Here is a 16643-nt window from a genome sequence, read left to right as displayed (position 1 = left end):
TCACAAAAAATGATTGTATCCGCGCTTCTTAAGATTTATTCGCTTCTCGTTCGAAGACAGTAGTCCGCTTCCCTTGCTTGCTTGATTGTAGCGTATAAGCTGTACGTCCGGCTCGCCCGCTTCGGTTTCCCCGATGATAAAAAAAGGAATGCCCTCCTGCTGGAAGGCGAGCTGCATCGCTTCGGCATCCTCAGACGCCATCGTGCCTAGCAATACGTAATCCTCTCCGCCATAGAGCATCCACTCCAGCGGATCAACGCCCGCGCTTGATGCATAAGTCGACATGCTTCCGCTCCTTGGCAGCCGCTTCTCATGAAGCATAAGACGCAGCCCTGATGCCTCTGCAATCTCCCACGCTTCGCTTGCCAGACCGTCGCTTACATCATTAAGCGAATGACAGCTGCCCCGCTCAAGCAGCAGCCTGCCTGCCCGCACCGACGGATTTGGCCGCTGGTGCGCCTTCACCACAGCCGCAAGCTCCTGATGCCCCGCATCTGCGGATGCCATAACAGCTCCACGCGCCTCCTCGGCAAGCAGCGCATGCAAGCCCGCCGCCGACATGCCTACCGCGCCGGTCACAAACACCGCGTCGCCCGGCTTAGCGCCCGAACGCCGCAGCTCGCGCCCCGCTTCAACGGTTCCCGTCACCGTTACCGCCACTACCAAATGCTCCGGCGACGACGTCGTATCGCCTCCCGCAATCGCAACCCCGTAGCGCTCGGCGCACTCGTACAGCCCATCATACAGCCTCCGCATCCGCTCCGGCGTATACGCGGGCGGTACGCTGACCGAGACGAGCGCATGCAAGGGCACGCCTCCCATCGCGGCAATATCGCTTATGTTCGCGGCAAGCGCCTTATAGCCGACATCCTCGTCCCGCATCGTCGACTGCTTGAAGTGGACGGTCTCCACCATCGTGTCGACCGCCAGCAGCAGCCGCTTCGGCTCGGCTACGCCATCCGCGGCCGCGGCCAGATCAACAACCGCGGCATCATCGCCGATGCCGGCAACAATGCCCCTCCGCCGCTGCCATTCGTCCTCTTGCCTGCCTGCTGTCCAGTGATGAATGCTCTCAAACTCGTCCAATGCGATGATCTCCTTCATCCTTATCCGATAGCCAGCCGGTTCAACGGCTTCGCTGTCCCTATGCAAGGACTACTATCATCATTAGTGAATATCCCGTTTCTTAAACCGTCCGCCCTTCACATCATGAATATTGCCTACTGCGAGAAATGCCACAGGGTCCAGTTCATGAACGATCGACTTCATCTTCGCTTCCTCAAGACGCGTAATGACGCAAAAGATAACGCGCTTGTTTCCGCCTGTAAAGCCGCCTTCGCCGTGCAAATAAGTAACGCCCCTGCCGAGCCTGCTCATAATAGCTGCGCCGATTTCCTTCGCTTCGTCGCTAATGATCCATACTGCCTTCGATTCATCGAAGCCCTCAATCGTAATATCGATCATCTTATAGGCAATGTAATAGGCGATCAACGAATACATCGCCCGATCCCAGCCGAACACAAAGCCCGCGCTGCCAAGGATGAACAGGTTAAAAAACATAACCGTCTCGCCTACCGAGAACGGCAATCGCTTGTTGAATACAATCGCAACGATCTCCGTGCCGTCGAGCGAGCCTCCGAATCGGATAACCATACCAACGCCGACGCCCAATATGACACCGCCAAAAATAGCAGCCAGAAAAGGCTCTACAGTAAGTGGCGGCACCGGATGAAGCAAAAAGGTTCCGAGCGACATCACCGATACGCCATACAGCGTCGAGATTGCGAAGGTTTTGCCAATCTGCTTATAGCCAAGAAACAAAAAAGGAAGATTTAACAGAAATAGAAACAGGCCCAGCGGCACTTTCGTTAAATGGGAGGCCATAATCGATATACCGACAATACCGCCATCAATAATGTGATTTGGTACGAGAAAAATTTCCAGTCCAACCGAGACCAGCGCTGCACCGAGTGTAATAAACAGCACTCTTCGCAGCACTTCTAGCTTCGAAAGCTTGTGGTGCTGTACTGCTCCCATAATGAACGCACATCCCTTACTAGCTCTATTTCTCATTATTTTACCTTAAACACTATCAGATATAAAGTAACTCTATCATTATTGCAAAAAGAAACCTCCCATATGAGCAGCAAAGCAGCCGCTAATGGAAGGTTTCTCTCAAAGCCTGTTTAACCGATTACTGCAAAAGCCTCGACCCCAGCCGGAATCGATTTTGTATGATACACTCTACCAAAGCTGTCATAGACTTGAAGCGTATAATTGGCCGTTGTCAAAGTCGGTGCCTGACTGAAATATACAGCTCCGAAACGGTCGAACGCCGCTGTCTGCACAAGTGTCGTACCTCTAAACAATGCGCCATAGAAGCCTGTCGTATTAAATGGAACACCATTTAAGTCTACCCACAGTATCGTTAAAAGGCTGAATGTCGGACCGTTTTGCAGCTTGCGGACCTTCGTTCTCTTCAACAGCGCCTTGTTCTTTTTCTTTGGACCTAATATTGGCGGTTTGACTCGATTTGCCATGCCGTCACTCCTTCCCGCATTTATTAAAATATGCGGGTGAGTGCAAGGCGGTATGGTCAAGCCCCTACGCCTAATGCCTATTTATGTCCAGAAAGGCAATTAGAGCTCTTTTACAATGGTGATGAATAGCTCGTCCTTCAGCTCGATCTCATACGGCGAAGCGGGCTGAGTGCCATTTGCCTCCATAATAATACGGACGCGAGGACGATGCACGGCAAGCTCATTGTTTTCTGATACGACGCCTACCTGGCCGGTGCTGAGCAAGAGCGAGGTGGAAATCGGATAAATCGATATATGTCGACAAAAAAGCTTGATAAGGTCCAGATCAAAAAAAGTGCCGCCCGCAGCGAACAAAAACTCGATCGCCTCGCTTGCCGTATAACGCTTTCGGTGCGGCCTTGGCGAGGTCAATGCGTCAAAAGTGTCGGCTAGCCCAACGATTTGTGCATACATATGTATTTCATTTTCCTTGAGCCCGCGCGGGTAGCCCGAACCATTAAAGCGTTCATGATGCTGCAGGGCGCAATGCGCGGAAACGATCGATATATCATGATACTTGCGTAATATATCAAAGCCATCCTTCGCGTGGCTATGAATGATTTTGTGATCCTCCGCCGTATATCTGCCTGTATTCGCCAGCAGCTTCTGCGGCACCTTCGTCATGCCGATATCGAAAAGAAGAGCGCCAATGCCAAGCTCTTCAAGCTGATTGCGATTAAACCCTTTCGCCATGCCCATAATGCCCGCGAGTACCGCGACGTTAAAGGAATGCTGAAACAAATAACCATCCATAGCATGAATGCTGGTTAGATTGACGAGCATATTAGGTCGTGAGGACAGATCCTGCATAATTTGTCCGAATACCGCTCGGAAATTTCGGCCCATGTCAGGAGCGATCGTCCGTCCCTTTGTCACAGTCTGGTCTTTAAAGGAGTTCATCGTTTTATAAATGGTATCGACTGCTTGCTTGCGCGTTTCCTCTCGGATCGTATCCTCGGGGATCAAGTCCTCCGTCAGTCCGTCCTCGATGAACAGAAAATCAATGCCCAAGTTTTGCAATCGATCAATGTAACGATCATTTAGCTCTACCCCTTCTCCCAGAAGAACGTTGCCGTTTTCTTGAAAGATAGGTTTTGCCACCTTGTCTCCCGGCTTGACCATTCCAATTTGCACTTTTCTCATTAGATTAGTTCCCGCCTTCGATAGTAATAGCGCCTTTAACCGGATAGCTTCTATTTTATCAGAACTGGCTCAGACTGACTATGCAAGCGCCATTAAAAAAAAGGCTGAACGCTGCCGTTCAAGCCTCTAAGCTAATTTGCGTTTGACGATCCGATTACGGCCACTATATTTCGCTTCGTACAATGCGGCATCCGCTTGTGCGAGAAGCTCTCGCAGAAAAGCTTTTGGGTCTGCAAGATCGGAAGGCTCAAAGTGCTCAATCGAGATGACGCCCATGCTGACCGTAACGGATATCGGCTGCTCGCCGATGCCAGTATTCACCCTGTTCTGCTCAACCGATTCCATGAGCTTCTCGGCAATCTGATCCGCTTGTTCCCGGTTTGTATGCGGCAAATAAACGGTAAACTCTTCCCCGCCGTACCTAGCCAATATATCCGTGAACCGCAGCGCTCCCCGGACGGCATCAACCGTGCTGCAAAGCACTTCGTCGCCGACCAGATGACCATGTTTATCGTTGATCGATTTAAAATGATCCAAATCAAATAGAAAGATAGAAAAAGGTATGCCATAACGGATATTGGTAACAATCTCTTGCTCCAGCTGATACAGCAAATATCGGCGGTTAAAGCAGCCTGTCAGGCCATCCGTTATCGCCATATGCTCCAGCTTCTTATTCGCTTGGAACAGTTCATCCTGCATAATAAGCAAATCGCGATTGCGATCCTGCAGCATCTCATTCTGATTATTCGTTTCTTCCACAAGCAATCTAAGCTCCGTTACATCCTGAAAGGTCAGCACTCTGCCCACCGGCGTTTTCTTATTGTTAAGAATCGGAGAGGATTGCACGATCACATGGCGATACTTATCATGTTGGATCGCTATCTCGAATTCATGCCTCTCGAGCGGGCGCGTGCGCTGCGCTTCCATAAACGCTTTCAACTCTTTGGAAGCCTCTCCCTTGAACTGGGAGCCCAGGAGAGCGGGATTAAATTTGTCTCCGATCCGCAGCCGGAAAATCGGCTTTATCACTTTATTCACTTCAATGATCGTATCGTTCTCATCCAGCACGATAATGCCCATTGACATCGTATTCATCACGTCGCGTTGAACGGTCTGAATGATATCGAGCACTTTATTCCGTCTTATGGCATGCACCAAATATACGGCGGCAAAGGCCATGCCTACCGATATAAGCGGAATATAGCGATTAAATCGTTCAATGATAAATATATTGAGCACTAAATCGCCGATGGCGAACAAGACGAGCACGAACATGCCATTGAACGCCGTTTTGATTTGCGTGCGCTGCCGCTCGGCTTTCTCCACCCTCAGCTTGTAGAACATAATAATAAACGACACGACCATATAGAGGACCAGCTGTACGACCATGATCCAGTATAACGGCCCATGCTGAAGCTGCTTCAGCGGAGTAAGCTCGGTATTAATTTGAAGAAACATGCCGTTTGGATTCACGATGACTGCAGCAACCGAAATAAGCGCAGGCAGCGCTAAAATGAACAACCGGCTCTTTCGTATTACATACGACTGGCCGGTAAGAAAAACGATAAATACGAACCAACCGATTCCTAGCAGCGAAAGCGCTGTGTATGAGACGGAAAGGTAGAAGAGTTTAAAGTGAGTTTCAGTCGTTGTCTGCGAAACAAACTGAAAGAGCGTCCAGATCATGAATACGGTATGTAGAAACAAATAAATACGATGCAGAACCGTTACCGTACTTGAGGCTAACACGTAGAAAAACAAGCCGAACAGCACTAGAAACATACTAAAGTCTAGCCAGATCATCCATCCCAATACGGTTCACCCATCCATTTGACAGCCATCTTCTTCCATTGTAGCAAATGTTAATTGCATCGACAATTATTTAATTTTTAGCATCTGGCTTGGAAGATTGCTTCGGCCATCGGTCGGCAAGCATATGCTCTAGCGATGGAGAAATGCTCAAAAACTGACGGAATTGCTCGTATTGCTCCCATTTTTTCACCGAAATCCCTTGCTGCTCCGAGCGTACAGCGCGAATGAGCAAGTTTTTTGGCGTATGCTCCGGATCGACAAATTCAAGCATTTGAACCTTGTAGCCGAGCACCTCAAGCAGCGTTCCGCGAGCGGCATCCGTTGCCAGCGCCGAGAAGCGCTCCTTTAGCAGCCCTTGCGAGAGAAGCGGTGACAGGACATCGCTGCTGACCTGCTTGAACAGCTCATGCTGGCAGCATGGCACCGACATAATAACGGAGGCTCCCCAGTTTACCGCTTTGGCAAGCGCGGCATCCGTAGCCGTGTCGCAAGCATGAAGGGTAACGACCATATCGGCAGTCTGCAGCTCCTCATACTCCGCGATGTCTCCAACGAGGAATTGAAGCTTGTCGTAGCCAAGCTTCTCCGCAAGGCCTGAGCAAAACGCGATGACATCCGCCTTCAAATCAAGTCCGATAATGTTGATTTTCCGCTGCTGCTCAACGGCTAACAAATGGTAAAGCGCAAACGTCAAATAAGATTTTCCGCAGCCAAAATCAACAATCGTAAGCTCCCGGTCCGTCGGCAAATACGCCAGCACATCGGTAACCATCTCTAGAAAACGATTGATCTGCCGGTATTTATCCTGTTTCTTTGCATGGACGAGCCCCTCTGGCGTCATGATGCCCAGCTCGACAAGGAATGGCGCCGCTTTGCCTTCGGCCAATATCCGCTGCTTTTGCCTGTTATGCTCCAGATTTACCGGACGCGCCCCCGCAGTAGCGGGCTTCCTCAGGATAGCGGCCTTGCCCTTCTTGCTAAAGAGCAGCTGCACATCGGCCTCAGGCGTCTTCACCAGCGCTTGCCGGTAATTCTCTTGAAGCAGATCGATGACCCTCTCGGCAGCCTGAAGCTCCGCAACGTTGTCATGCGTCACTTTATTTGCAAAATGATATTCAAACTGATAAAACAACCCGTTTTTCAGCTTCAGCGGACGAATGATTGTTTTAGGCGCTGCCCCTGCGTCCTTGCGCTTTGGCTGGCTTAGCGTAGCCTGCAGCAGCTCCCCGCTTTTGACCCAATTCGTGATATCTAGCTGCCATTGTTCTGTCATGCTGTACCTCTCACTCCTAAAAAAGATAATGGAGCCAAGCTCGCTTTCGTAAGCTTATGCTATAAACCTTGTCTATTCTTTCAAAAGGGCTTCCAGCCCTTGCTCAATTTCCTCGCGCGGCAAGCCGCCTGCCACAAGACGCTCATCGGGCTGCAGCAGCATTCGCCTATAAATATCCTCCGCCGCGGACGGGGTAAGCGCGTTATCGCCCAGCAGCTCGTGCATCATATTTTCGGCTAAATCAAAGTGCCCCTCTGCCTCATGCCACTCCATCATCAGCCGCTTGGTGGATAAGGGAAGCTCATACGGCAGGAGCCGCTCAAGCAGCTCCTTGATTTGTCCTCGGGGCTCCACAATCGTAGGCTCGGCATCTACAAGCGATAATCGCAAAAACAGATGCAATGCTTTAACATACGCTACGAAGCTTTCGTCCTCGCGTCCCAGATCACCGTTAAGCTCGGCCTCTTGCTTCATTAATATCGCTATAGCCTGCATATGATCGGTTTCAAGCACCCCGTTTGTCGTCATCATCCGCATTAAATCCTCGTCGGATAAGGAACGGATAAGCTTGCTGCTGAGCCGGAAGCGTTTATCGAGCAGCTCGTCAATGAAGAGAAGCGCCTCCTCATGCTTCCGCTCGCGCCGCAAATTCATAATTTGGCCAACAGCCTCCGTCATCTGTTCAATCATTCTCATGAAATAATCGCGCTGAAACATATGCTTCCCCCTCCCTCATACGTCTTACTGCTTGGATTTCATGAAGCTAAGTATCGCTTGGACTAACTCCTTCGGCTGCTCAACCATCCCCATATGGCCCGCGCTGTCCAGCACGACCTTCACGGTTGATCCGTTTGATGCGGCAAAAGTGCTATCTGTCGGAATGACTTTATCGTTTGCTCCTGAAACTAGCAGTACAGGAAGCTCGGTCTGTTCGATAATATGCGTGCGGTTAGCTCGGATTTTCATGCCTCTTGCCGTACCGACCGCTCCTTGCAGCGAGGTGCCATAGCCGATTTGTTTCGCTCGCTCAATCTCGCTTGGCATTGCCTCCACATTCGCCGGTGCAAACAGTTTAGGGATGAGTCCGTCCACAAATGGCTGAACCCCGCTTTCCTCCAGCGCCGCAACCGCCTTATCGCGATTTTGCTTGGCCGCTTCGCTGTCTTCAAGCGCTGTCGAATGGATGAGCCCAAAGCCCGAAAGCTTCTTCGCATACATCTCAGCGAGCGCAAGCGTGATGTACCCGCCTAAGGAATGCCCTAGCAGCACCGCATTATGAATTTGTAGGGTGATGAGCATTTGGGCGACATCCTCCGCATACATTTCCATCGTATAGACGTCCTCGTTTGTCGCGGAGCTTCTTCCATGCCCGCGGGCATCAGGAGCGATGATACGTACATACTGCTCAAGCTCGTCAACGATAGGCTCCCAATAAGCCGAGCTGCCGCAATAACCGTGAAGCAAGACGATTACCTCGGTAATGCCGTCAGCCGCTCCACCGTCATCAGGATGGGAATCATAATAAGCGAGCTCAACACCGTTATTCAAAAATAGCTTCCGCTGCGCAATCGAAATTTTCTCAACATTTGCTTCTGTCATTGCCAACACGCTCCTCTATACATTTGGTATTTGTAAAAGATTGCTTTGGTTTATCGGCTTGCCCTCATGCTTGCTCCAGGCTAGATCAATGGCTGACACTATTTCTTTGGCCATTTGCAGCACATGATAAAGGGAGGTTGTTTGCAGCATCCAATAAGCCTTAGGGCCGTTTGCGTTCACAACGCCTGCAACGCTGTAATGCCCAATTGCCGGCAGCCGCCTGCCGATAGCCTTTCCAGGCTCGATAGGGCCTTCAGATGCGATAAAACGGCCAACCGATCCCGGCTTGCCAAGGCAGGCGTCGACCGCTATGACGATCGCATCCTTATGTATCGCTTGAGCCGCTTGCTCTACGGCATGCGCATCGCAGGGCTTCTCTAACGTGCCGATGACATTCGGCCAGCCGCCCTCCTGCAACATGGTGCCCACCAGCGGGCCAAAGGAATCGCCGGTTGAACGGTCGCTGCCGATGCAAATAAATACAATGCTGCCCGGGTGGCTATGCCTTTCTGCAATGGCATCAAAAAATTGCTCTATATCCTTCTTCGCTGCTTGTTCCGTTGCCCTGCACCTGCCCTGTGATCATTTGCTTTTCATTTCTGCTTTAATTGTATCCAATTTCATGATGCTGTTCAATTTGTGGTCATTCGCATTTGAAACATGGTACAATTGCTGCAATGCAAAACGTACGAATAAGCCTATGCTTCGAGGCCGCTTTCGGCTCGCAAAAACTTTAGGAGGCACTCAATGAACAATTTACAATTGCAAACGCAGGAAAATGTGGAGTATATGATTGAAGTTATCAAAACAAAGCTCAAAATGGCTTCTGCCGCAGCCATGCAGGCTTCAAACTTCGACCTCAATAAATATGAGGATATAAAAGACCTGTATGAGGTCGTTGCTTCGAAGGACAAATTCAGCATCAGCGAAGTCGAAGCACTCGTCTCCGAGCTAGGCAAGCTGCGAATTCAATAAAATTTTTAACTATCAAGAAAATTATTCCAGTATCAGACATTTCTTTTCATTATTCTACAAAACAAGAACCGAGCCTGGCACTTTAGCCTAGCTCGGTTCTTTTTGGGCTGGTGAGTGAGCTTATTCCTGCTCTTCCGCCTCTACTTCAGCCGCTTCTATAGACAGCTTAATCGTAACGTCCTTATGCTCTCCTTTGAGGAAATGCGCGATTCTCTCCAGCTTATCCGCAAGCTCAGGCCCGCTCAGCGTCGTGTTCAAATGGTAATCGAAGCTGTCGGTCAGCTTCCGATCCGAATACGCGCTTTGGCCGCCCCATGCCCGATCTCCGCCCGCATTCGCTCTAGCAAGCAGCTGCTCTTGAACCGGATAAAATTTATCGGATTTATTTACGACTCTTTCGTAAATGCGCAGCTTCTTAAGCAGCATGTAATACTGGGCAGAATGCTTGAAATTCCAAGCTTCCCGAATGTCTTTAAGCGTATAATCCATCTTCCAACGTTTCAGCTTTTCAACTTGCTCATCAGTGCTCAGCTGCAAAAAATCGTCTAAGGGCAGCATTTTTTCGGACATCTAGACCCCTCCGCAAAATAGTTTATAGAGTAATGAATTAATAATTTAAAAAGATTTTTTTATCATATAAAAAATACCATAAATTTTGGCTGTTTACAAATTAATATAATTTCACAATGCATTTTATCATTCATTTTATAAAAAAGCGGCTCAACAGTAGAAAACCCCCATTCAAACGCGTTTCGCTCCGCATTGATGGGGGTCTGCTTTTTATGCTGTTTTATGCTCTCTGGAGACCGGTCGATGTTAAGAATCGCTCGAAGGCTTCGGCGCCTGCGGCCGTACGTTTGTATACGCCGGCATCCTTCAGCACATCAAGAAACTTGCTGCCCGTTTCGGTTTGCACGATCGTTTGGGCTTGTTCAGCCGCATTCGAGGTGCCAAAGCGCTCGGTAAGGGACAAGATCCACGCCGCATGCTTGTGTAGAGGATGCGAGGTTTCCTGAAGCTCCTCTGCGGATGCAGACGAAGCGCCTGTCAAATAAGCGGCGATTTGCTCAAGCTCATCCTTCAAACGGCCTGGCAATACGGCTAGCCCCATCACTTCAATCAAGCCGATGTTTTCTTTCTTCACGTGGTGCAGATGCTGATGCGGATGGAAAATACCGTCCGGATGCTCCTCGCTCGTTCGGTTGTTGCGCAGCACCAGATCAACCTCGTACTCGCCGTTATCCCGCAGCCGCGCAATCGGAGTGATCGTGTTATGCGGCGTAAGCGTGCCGTCCTCTTGCTTGGTAAAAGCAAGCACATCCGCGGAAGCATCGCTGTAAGCGCGCCATTCGTCCAGAAGGCGGCAAGCCGCGCCATGAACGTCAGCCTTGGTCGAGCCGTTTACCCGGACGACCGACATCGGCCAATTAACGATGCCAAAGCGAACGCCAGGAAGCTTTGCATCTACAAATTGCGCATCTATTGAAGCAGTCTCCATCGGAAACACGTGACGGCCGCCTTGGAAATGGTCATGGCTTAGAATCGAGCCGCCTACGATTGGCAAATCAGCGTTCGAGCCGATAAAATAATGCGGAAATTGCTCAACGAAGTCCAGCAAGCGCGCGAAGGAGGAATGGGAAATAACCATTGGCTCATGTGCGCCTTTGAAAATAATGCTGTGCTCGTTGTAATATACATATGGTGAATATTGGAAATACCATTGTTCCTTCTGAAGGGTCAGCGGCAATACGCGCAGGTTCTGCCGTGCAGGGTGATCGGGACGGCCGGCATAACCTACATTTTCGACGCATAGCAGACATTTCGGATATTTCGCTTGCGGCATCGTCTTGAGCAGCGCGATTTCCTTCGGGTCCTTCTCAGGCTTCGAAAGGTTGATCGTAATCTCCAGCTTGCCAAATTCCGTCTCATGCAGCCAGTACAGGTTTTTGCGAATGCGGTCCATGCGGATGTAATTGGAATCGATGCTTAGATTGTAAAAGGCATCGGTTGCCGCCGTCAGCCCCTCCTCCTTCACCTGACGGGTGAAGGCAGCGCTCGCCTCGGAAGGCCGTGGAAGCAAGAGGCCCATAATGCGGGCATCGAGCAGATCGCGATAAGTCGTCGTATGATCTGGAATCAAACCGATTGTATAGCCATAATCGAGCAATGGCTCAAGCAGCGGAACAGCGCTCTCCAAGCTTTCCTCCTCAACGTTGCCCTCAAAGGGCTCCGCGAAGCCGAATAAGCTCAGCAGCTCATTTCTTGCCGCATGGGTATCCAGCGGGTCGTTCAGCAGCTTCCGCTGCTGCGCGAATTGCAGCAGCCGTTCGATTAGAATCAGCGCATCGTTTGCTGATGTCACTTGTTGTTCATTTGCCACGTGATGCAGCTCCTTTCCGTTAAACGGCGTCTTTAGCCGTTGTAACCATTCGGATTGGCCTCATGCCAGCTCCAAGCGCTCTTAATAATGTCCTCCAGCTTGTCACGCTTAGGATTCCAGCCAAGCTCCTTGCGAGCGCGATCCGATGATGCGACCAGAATGGCAGGGTCGCCTGCACGGCGTGCTTCAAACACGGCAGGAATCTCTTTGCCGGTAACCGCACGCGCGATCTCGATCACTTGCTTCACCGAGAAGCCCGTTCCGTTGCCTAGGTTGTATACGGCACTATCCGCGCCGCCGCGTAGACGGTCAACCGCCAGCACATGCGCATCTGCGAGGTCGCTGACATGAATATAGTCACGGATGCAAGTGCCGTCTTGCGTCTCGTAATCTTCTCCGAACACGGAGATATGTGGCCGCTGGCCAAGCGCCGCTTGCAGCACGATTGGAATGAGATGCGTCTCAGGGCTGTGATCCTCGCCGATTTTGCCGCTCTCATGAGCGCCTGCCGCGTTGAAATATCGAAGCGATACGAATTTGATGTTATGAGCGACATCAAACCATTTCATCATTTTTTCCATCGCCAGCTTCGTTTCGCCATAAGCATTGGTAGGCAGCGTGCGGTCATACTCATCGATCGGCACATTTTCCGGCTCGCCGTAAGTTGCGGCAGTGGACGAGAAGACGATTTTGCGAACATTGTATTCGTTCATCTTCTCAAGCAGGCAAAGCGTGCCAAAGACGTTGTTGTGATAATATTTGCCAGGGTCCTTCATGCTCTCGCCAACGAGTGAATTCGCCGCAAAGTGAATGACCGCATCAATTTCGTTCTCTTTAAAGACGGTATCCATAAATTCCGCGTCACGAAGATCGCCAACGTACAGCTTGCCTCCAAGCAAAGCCTCGCGATGTCCCTGCTGCAAATTATCGACGATAACGATCTCCTCGCCGCGCTCCTGCAAGGCTGCTACAGCATGCGAGCCGATATAGCCAGCTCCCCCGGTTACTAATACTGCCATGATTCATTTCCCCTCTCCATATGGTTATTGCTATTTAAAAGCTTTTTATACGAGCCGCTCTACGCCGTTGCCGATTGTACATACATAAAAGTCCGCCGTTAAGCCGGTTGCTTCTTTATATTTGCGTCCAACCTCTTCTTGGAACGCTTCCACGCTATCCTCATGCACAAGGGAAACGGTACAGCCGCCGAACCCTGCTCCCGTCATGCGTGAGCCAAGCACGCCCGGCACCTCGCGAGCCGCCGCTACCATCGCGTCAAGCTCGGCTCCCGTTACTTCGTAAAGGTCGCGCAGCGAATCATGCGAGCCATTCATCAGCTGGCCGAATTGTTCAAGGTCATTCGCTTTGAGCGCTTTGATCGACTTCAATACGCGGTCGATTTCTTCCACTACGTGCTGGGCGCGTTTTCTGACGGTTTCTTCCTTGATCAAGTGCTTCGCGGAATTGAATTGCTCCAAATTGATTTGTCCTAGCAGCGTAATCTCCGGGAATGCCGCTTGCAGATCCGCTACAGCTTGCTCACACTGCGCACGGCGCTCGTTATAGGCGGAGTCTACCAAACCGCGGCGCTTGTTCGTATTGCCGATCACCAGCTTGTAGCTGCCTGACTCGAACGGTACAAGCTCATACTCAAGCGTGTCGCACATAAGCAAAATCGCGTGATCCTTTTTGCCGTTCGCTACTGCAAACTGATCCATGATACCGCATTTTACGCCGTTGAACTCATTCTCCGATTTTTGCGAGAGCAATGCGATTTTTACCGTATCCGTCTCCAACCCTTCCAGCGATTGAAGCGCGTAAGCCGTTACTACTTCAATCGAAGCGGAAGAGGAAAGCCCGGCGCCGTTCGGAATTTCGCCGTGGTAAAGCAAATCGTAGCCGCTGCTGAACTGTACGCCGCTTTGCTGAAGCTCATGGACGATGCCCTTCGGGTAGTTCATCCAATCATCGGCTTCGTCATACACGATCGTATCAAGCGAGAAGCTCTTGGAAGCCGGGAAGTTGGTCGTTGCCAGTCCCAGCTGATTGTCTGAACGTTTCCGAATGAGCAGCGTCGTGCCAAATGTTAATGCGGCAGGAAACACATATCCGCCGTTATAGTCCGTATGCTCGCCAATCAAATTTACACGGCCCGGAGCATGGAACACCGCGATGTCGCTTGCGTCTCCGCCGTATTGCTGTATGAATTGCTGTGTTAGCGCGTCAATGTTTGCCATTTGCTATCACGTTCCTTTTAGTCAATTTTTGTGTGGTTGTTTGCAATTTCAGTATAAGATAACCATCTGCAAAACGAAATGGCGCTAAGTGCTTATTATATGGATTAATGTGACTTAACTTATGGCCTTAGGACATGCTATGATAATGCAAAACCTACATTTGACCCTATTTTCATTCGAATATAAAGCAGGTGTAAAGTATAATGCAGCAGGATATGTATACGGTAGCCTCCAATCCGATTATAAGCAGCGATGAGCACGCGCCCCTTAACGTATTGTTTGCGGGCGAGAGCCAGACGAAGCCGCTCCACCGCCTTGGTCCAAAGGTATATGACTTCTACTTGATGCACATCGTGCTGAGCGGCAAGGGCATCTTCATTTGCGACGGCGCAAGGCATGAGCTGCGCGCTGGCCATACGTTTCTGATTGAGCCGGAGCAGCTAATCAGCTATGAATCGGACCATGACGATCCATGGCGCTATCGCTGGGTCGCCTTTAATGGCATGCAATCGGCGGAGCTCGTCACAGCGGCGGGCTTAACGGCGGAGCAGCAGGTCGTCTTCAGCGCAGACAAGCGGCGGGCTGCCGCGTTGTTCCGGCAAATTCACGAGACCTTTCGGCGCGGCGGCGCTGCGGCGGACATGATGGCTGCCGGATACCTGCATCTGCTGCTTGCCGAGTACAAAACCGTGCTGCAAGCCCGCAGCGAAAGCCCGCTCCGTACCGCCCAGGCGGAGGGCGACCATCTGCTCCAGCAGGTCGTTCATTACCTGTCTACGCAATATGCGCATCCCGTATCGATCGAGCAAATGGCAGAATCGCTTGGCTACAATAGAGCGTATCTATCGCGTTTATTCAAGCAAAGAACCGGCGAATCGCCCGTTACGTTCCTGCTCAAGCTCCGTATCGACAAAGCGCGCCGCATGCTGCGGGAGCGGCCAGAGCTGACGATCGAACAAATTTCGGCTTCGGTCGGCTTGCAGGACGCCCTTTATTTCTCCAAGCAATTCCGCCGTTTCCACGGCCAATCTCCAACAGCCTACCGCGAGACCATGAGAGGTCTAGCGGAATAACAAAGCTAAGTTAGTATCAACTAACGGTCGCTTCATATTCGCAAATTCGGGTAATACTACCATAGGGAGTGATGACCTATGAAAGAGCTGCATACCGGCAACCTATACTGGCCGGTTACACTAGGCGATACGCGGGAGTATGAACCGCTTCGGCAACACAAAAAAACACAGGTAGCCGTCATTGGGGGCGGCATGTCGGGATCGGTTTGCAGCCTCATCTTCACGAGAAGCGGCCTTTCCACCATTATGCTTGAACGCGGAAAGGTAGCAGGCGGAAGCACCTCGGCGAATACAGGGCTTTTGCAATTCTCTAACGACATTATGCTTTGTGATCTAATCGACCAGATCGGGGAGCGAGATGCGCAGACTTTCTACAAAGCATGCAAGGATGCCGTCAATATGCTTGCCATAACGGCCGATTCGCTCTCCTTGGACGTTGGGTTCAAAAGAAGAAGCAGTCTCTACTATGCCTCTTCCGAGCAGCAATTGCCTAAGCTCAAAAAAGAATACGAAGCGTTGAAGGCTTGCGGCCTTGATGCCGAATTTTGGTCGCCGGAAGAAATTATGAGCCATTTTCCATTCCGCAAATCAGGCGCTATCGTAACGCACGGCGATGCCGAAGTAAACCCTTATCAATTCGTAAACGGTGTGGCGAGCGCCGCAGCCGACGCCGGCCTTCAGATCCATGAACAAACGGATATTGTAGCGCATGATACACTGCCAAGCGGTCTCCACCGCCTGCGCACCGCCGATGGGTTTGAAATTGAGGCAGAGCATGTCGTATATGCAGTCGGCTATGAGCCTGAGGAGCTTCGGGGCAAGCTTGTCAAAGCGGATTTGAACCGTTCATACGCGCTCGTTACCGGTGTTCAGCCAAATCTTCAAAGCTGGCATGAGCGGTTTCTCATTTGGGAAACAGCGCGTCCTTACCTATATATGCGTACGACGGTTGACGGACGTGTCGTCGTTGGCGGTCTGGATGAAGAGATTGAGCAGCCGCTTCATAGCGGGAAAGCTAGGCATAAACGTAGCGAGAAGCTGCTTGAACAGCTGCAGGCGCTATTTCCCGACCTGCAAGCGCCTATCGAATTCGAATGGAATGCCACATTTGGCGAATCACGCGACGGACTTCCGTTTGTGGGCGCCGATCCGGCATGGAAAAACGTCTATTACTGCTTAGGCTACGGCGGCAACGGCACGGTGTACAGCATGATCGCTGCCCATCTCCTGCGAGATCTTATTCGCGGCGATAGCCATCCCTTAACGGATATCGTGAAGCTGGATCGCAAATCGTTAGCCAGTATATAAAATAAAGAAGCCTCAACCTGACGCATGGATTCCCTGGGGACTGACCCCATAACGTGAGACAAATCAAAACACCTTCAAGAAAATGCAACCATGTCGTAAGATATGGAGACAACCTTGGAGGTGTTTTTACGTTGGCAACAAGAGTAAGTTACCCAGTGGATATAAAGACAAAAGCAATTGAAATGAGAATAGCAGGCATTCCGGTCAAGGAGGTAATGGAGCAACTCAACATACGAAATGAAACGCAAGTGAAAACTTGGATGC

General features: G+C 50.8%; 16 protein-coding genes and 1 pseudogene. 4 read left to right on the top strand and 13 right to left on the bottom strand.

Translation table 11 applies throughout. The features are described from left to right. The 9 genes from thiL to yyaC all read right to left on the bottom strand — a co-directional run bounded on the left by thiL (nucleotide 1) and on the right by yyaC (nucleotide 8943). Nucleotides 1-1092, bottom strand: coding sequence for a thiamine-phosphate kinase (thiL, locus tag ADU23_RS13305; protein ID WP_063846192.1), 1092 nt, complete (start codon nucleotides 1090-1092; stop codon nucleotides 1-3). Between the two features lie 75 nt (nucleotides 1093-1167). Next, complete coding sequence (locus tag ADU23_RS13300) at nucleotides 1168-2037, bottom strand: YitT family protein (protein WP_053374181.1); 870 nt, start codon at nucleotides 2035-2037, stop codon at nucleotides 1168-1170. Between the two features lie 149 nt (nucleotides 2038-2186). Beyond that, a complete protein-coding gene (locus tag ADU23_RS13295; protein ID WP_053374180.1) occupies nucleotides 2187-2540 on the bottom strand; it encodes a hypothetical protein in 354 nt (117 codons plus the stop codon). 99 nt (nucleotides 2541-2639) lie between these two features. Next, a complete protein-coding gene (locus ADU23_RS13290) occupies nucleotides 2640-3722 on the bottom strand; it encodes an HD-GYP domain-containing protein (protein ID WP_053374179.1) in 1083 nt (360 codons plus the stop codon). Nucleotides 3723-3848: 126 nt separating this feature from the next. Next, nucleotides 3849-5525, bottom strand: a complete 1677-nt coding sequence (locus tag ADU23_RS13285) for a histidine kinase N-terminal 7TM domain-containing diguanylate cyclase (RefSeq protein WP_231637601.1) — start codon at nucleotides 5523-5525, stop codon at nucleotides 3849-3851. Nucleotides 5526-5604: 79 nt separating this feature from the next. After that, nucleotides 5605-6807 (bottom strand): class I SAM-dependent methyltransferase, encoded by a 1203-nt coding sequence (locus ADU23_RS13280; protein WP_053374177.1) that lies wholly within the window; start codon nucleotides 6805-6807, stop codon nucleotides 5605-5607. A gap of 72 nt (nucleotides 6808-6879) precedes the next feature. Further along, nucleotides 6880-7524 (bottom strand): DUF6483 family protein, encoded by a 645-nt coding sequence (locus ADU23_RS13275; protein ID WP_053374176.1) that lies wholly within the window; start codon nucleotides 7522-7524, stop codon nucleotides 6880-6882. Nucleotides 7525-7548: 24 nt separating this feature from the next. Beyond that, nucleotides 7549-8406, bottom strand: a complete 858-nt coding sequence (locus ADU23_RS13270) for an alpha/beta fold hydrolase (protein ID WP_053374175.1) — start codon at nucleotides 8404-8406, stop codon at nucleotides 7549-7551. A 15-nt stretch (nucleotides 8407-8421) separates the two neighbouring features. Then, nucleotides 8422-8943 (bottom strand): spore protease YyaC, encoded by a 522-nt coding sequence (yyaC, locus tag ADU23_RS13265; protein ID WP_053374174.1) that lies wholly within the window; start codon nucleotides 8941-8943, stop codon nucleotides 8422-8424. A gap of 210 nt (nucleotides 8944-9153) precedes the next feature. Here yyaC and ADU23_RS13260 point away from each other — a divergent pair, with 210 nt between their 5' ends. Beyond that, nucleotides 9154-9381 carry a DUF1128 domain-containing protein gene (locus ADU23_RS13260; RefSeq protein WP_053374173.1) on the top strand — a complete coding sequence of 76 codons (228 nt, stop codon included), beginning with the start codon at nucleotides 9154-9156 and terminating at the stop codon, nucleotides 9379-9381. Between the two features lie 120 nt (nucleotides 9382-9501). Here the strand turns inward: ADU23_RS13260 and ADU23_RS13255 are convergent, their stop codons facing one another. The 4 genes from ADU23_RS13255 to ADU23_RS13240 form a co-directional block, all read right to left on the bottom strand. After that, nucleotides 9502-9951, bottom strand: coding sequence for a hypothetical protein (locus ADU23_RS13255; protein WP_053374172.1), 450 nt, complete (start codon nucleotides 9949-9951; stop codon nucleotides 9502-9504). Nucleotides 9952-10171: 220 nt separating this feature from the next. After that, nucleotides 10172-11761 carry a UDP-glucose--hexose-1-phosphate uridylyltransferase gene (locus ADU23_RS13250; protein ID WP_157265762.1) on the bottom strand — a complete coding sequence of 530 codons (1590 nt, stop codon included), beginning with the start codon at nucleotides 11759-11761 and terminating at the stop codon, nucleotides 10172-10174. 32 nt (nucleotides 11762-11793) lie between these two features. Next, nucleotides 11794-12780: a UDP-glucose 4-epimerase GalE gene (galE, locus tag ADU23_RS13245; protein ID WP_053374170.1), complete on the bottom strand. Its 987-nt coding sequence runs from the start codon at nucleotides 12778-12780 to the stop codon at nucleotides 11794-11796. 45 nt (nucleotides 12781-12825) lie between these two features. Continuing rightward, nucleotides 12826-13998, bottom strand: a complete 1173-nt coding sequence (locus ADU23_RS13240) for a galactokinase (RefSeq protein ID WP_053374169.1) — start codon at nucleotides 13996-13998, stop codon at nucleotides 12826-12828. 203 nt (nucleotides 13999-14201) lie between these two features. Here ADU23_RS13240 and ADU23_RS13235 point away from each other — a divergent pair, with 203 nt between their 5' ends. From ADU23_RS13235 to ADU23_RS33565, 3 genes and pseudogenes are all read left to right on the top strand, one after another. Continuing rightward, complete coding sequence (locus ADU23_RS13235) at nucleotides 14202-15071, top strand: AraC family transcriptional regulator (protein ID WP_063845996.1); 870 nt, start codon at nucleotides 14202-14204, stop codon at nucleotides 15069-15071. Nucleotides 15072-15149: 78 nt separating this feature from the next. Continuing rightward, complete coding sequence (locus ADU23_RS13230) at nucleotides 15150-16379, top strand: NAD(P)/FAD-dependent oxidoreductase (RefSeq protein WP_053374167.1); 1230 nt, start codon at nucleotides 15150-15152, stop codon at nucleotides 16377-16379. 131 nt (nucleotides 16380-16510) lie between these two features. Further along, nucleotides 16511-16643, top strand: a pseudogene (locus ADU23_RS33565) (IS3 family transposase); the annotation flags it as partial.

Origin of the sequence: Paenibacillus sp. FJAT-27812 (assembly GCF_001273905.1) — a bacterium.
Classification (GTDB): Bacteria; Bacillota; Bacilli; order Paenibacillales; family Paenibacillaceae; genus Pristimantibacillus.
The sequence above is the reverse complement of the archived record's forward strand: the minus strand, read 5'-3'. Positions and strand labels throughout refer to the sequence as shown.

Excerpts from the sequence above, each read along its gene's own strand:
- ADU23_RS13300 (WP_053374181.1), bottom strand. The coding sequence starts at position 2,037 with ATGGGAGCAGTACAGCACCACAAGCTTTCGAAGCTAGAAGTGCTGCGA.
- ADU23_RS13295 (WP_053374180.1), bottom strand. The coding sequence starts at position 2,540 with ATGGCAAATCGAGTCAAACCGCCAATATTAGGTCCAAAGAAAAAGAAC.
- ADU23_RS13290 (WP_053374179.1), bottom strand. The coding sequence starts at position 3,722 with ATGAGAAAAGTGCAAATTGGAATGGTCAAGCCGGGAGACAAGGTGGCA.
- ADU23_RS13285 (WP_231637601.1), bottom strand. The coding sequence starts at position 5,525 with ATGATCTGGCTAGACTTTAGTATGTTTCTAGTGCTGTTCGGCTTGTTT.
- ADU23_RS13280 (WP_053374177.1), bottom strand. The coding sequence starts at position 6,807 with ATGACAGAACAATGGCAGCTAGATATCACGAATTGGGTCAAAAGCGGG.
- ADU23_RS13275 (WP_053374176.1), bottom strand. The coding sequence starts at position 7,524 with ATGTTTCAGCGCGATTATTTCATGAGAATGATTGAACAGATGACGGAG.
- ADU23_RS13270 (WP_053374175.1), bottom strand. The coding sequence starts at position 8,406 with ATGACAGAAGCAAATGTTGAGAAAATTTCGATTGCGCAGCGGAAGCTA.
- ADU23_RS13260 (WP_053374173.1), top strand. The coding sequence starts at position 9,154 with ATGAACAATTTACAATTGCAAACGCAGGAAAATGTGGAGTATATGATT.
- ADU23_RS13255 (WP_053374172.1), bottom strand. The coding sequence starts at position 9,951 with ATGTCCGAAAAAATGCTGCCCTTAGACGATTTTTTGCAGCTGAGCACT.
- galE (WP_053374170.1), bottom strand. The coding sequence starts at position 12,780 with ATGGCAGTATTAGTAACCGGGGGAGCTGGCTATATCGGCTCGCATGCT.
- ADU23_RS13240 (WP_053374169.1), bottom strand. The coding sequence starts at position 13,998 with ATGGCAAACATTGACGCGCTAACACAGCAATTCATACAGCAATACGGC.
- ADU23_RS13235 (WP_063845996.1), top strand. The coding sequence starts at position 14,202 with ATGCAGCAGGATATGTATACGGTAGCCTCCAATCCGATTATAAGCAGC.
- ADU23_RS13230 (WP_053374167.1), top strand. The coding sequence starts at position 15,150 with ATGAAAGAGCTGCATACCGGCAACCTATACTGGCCGGTTACACTAGGC.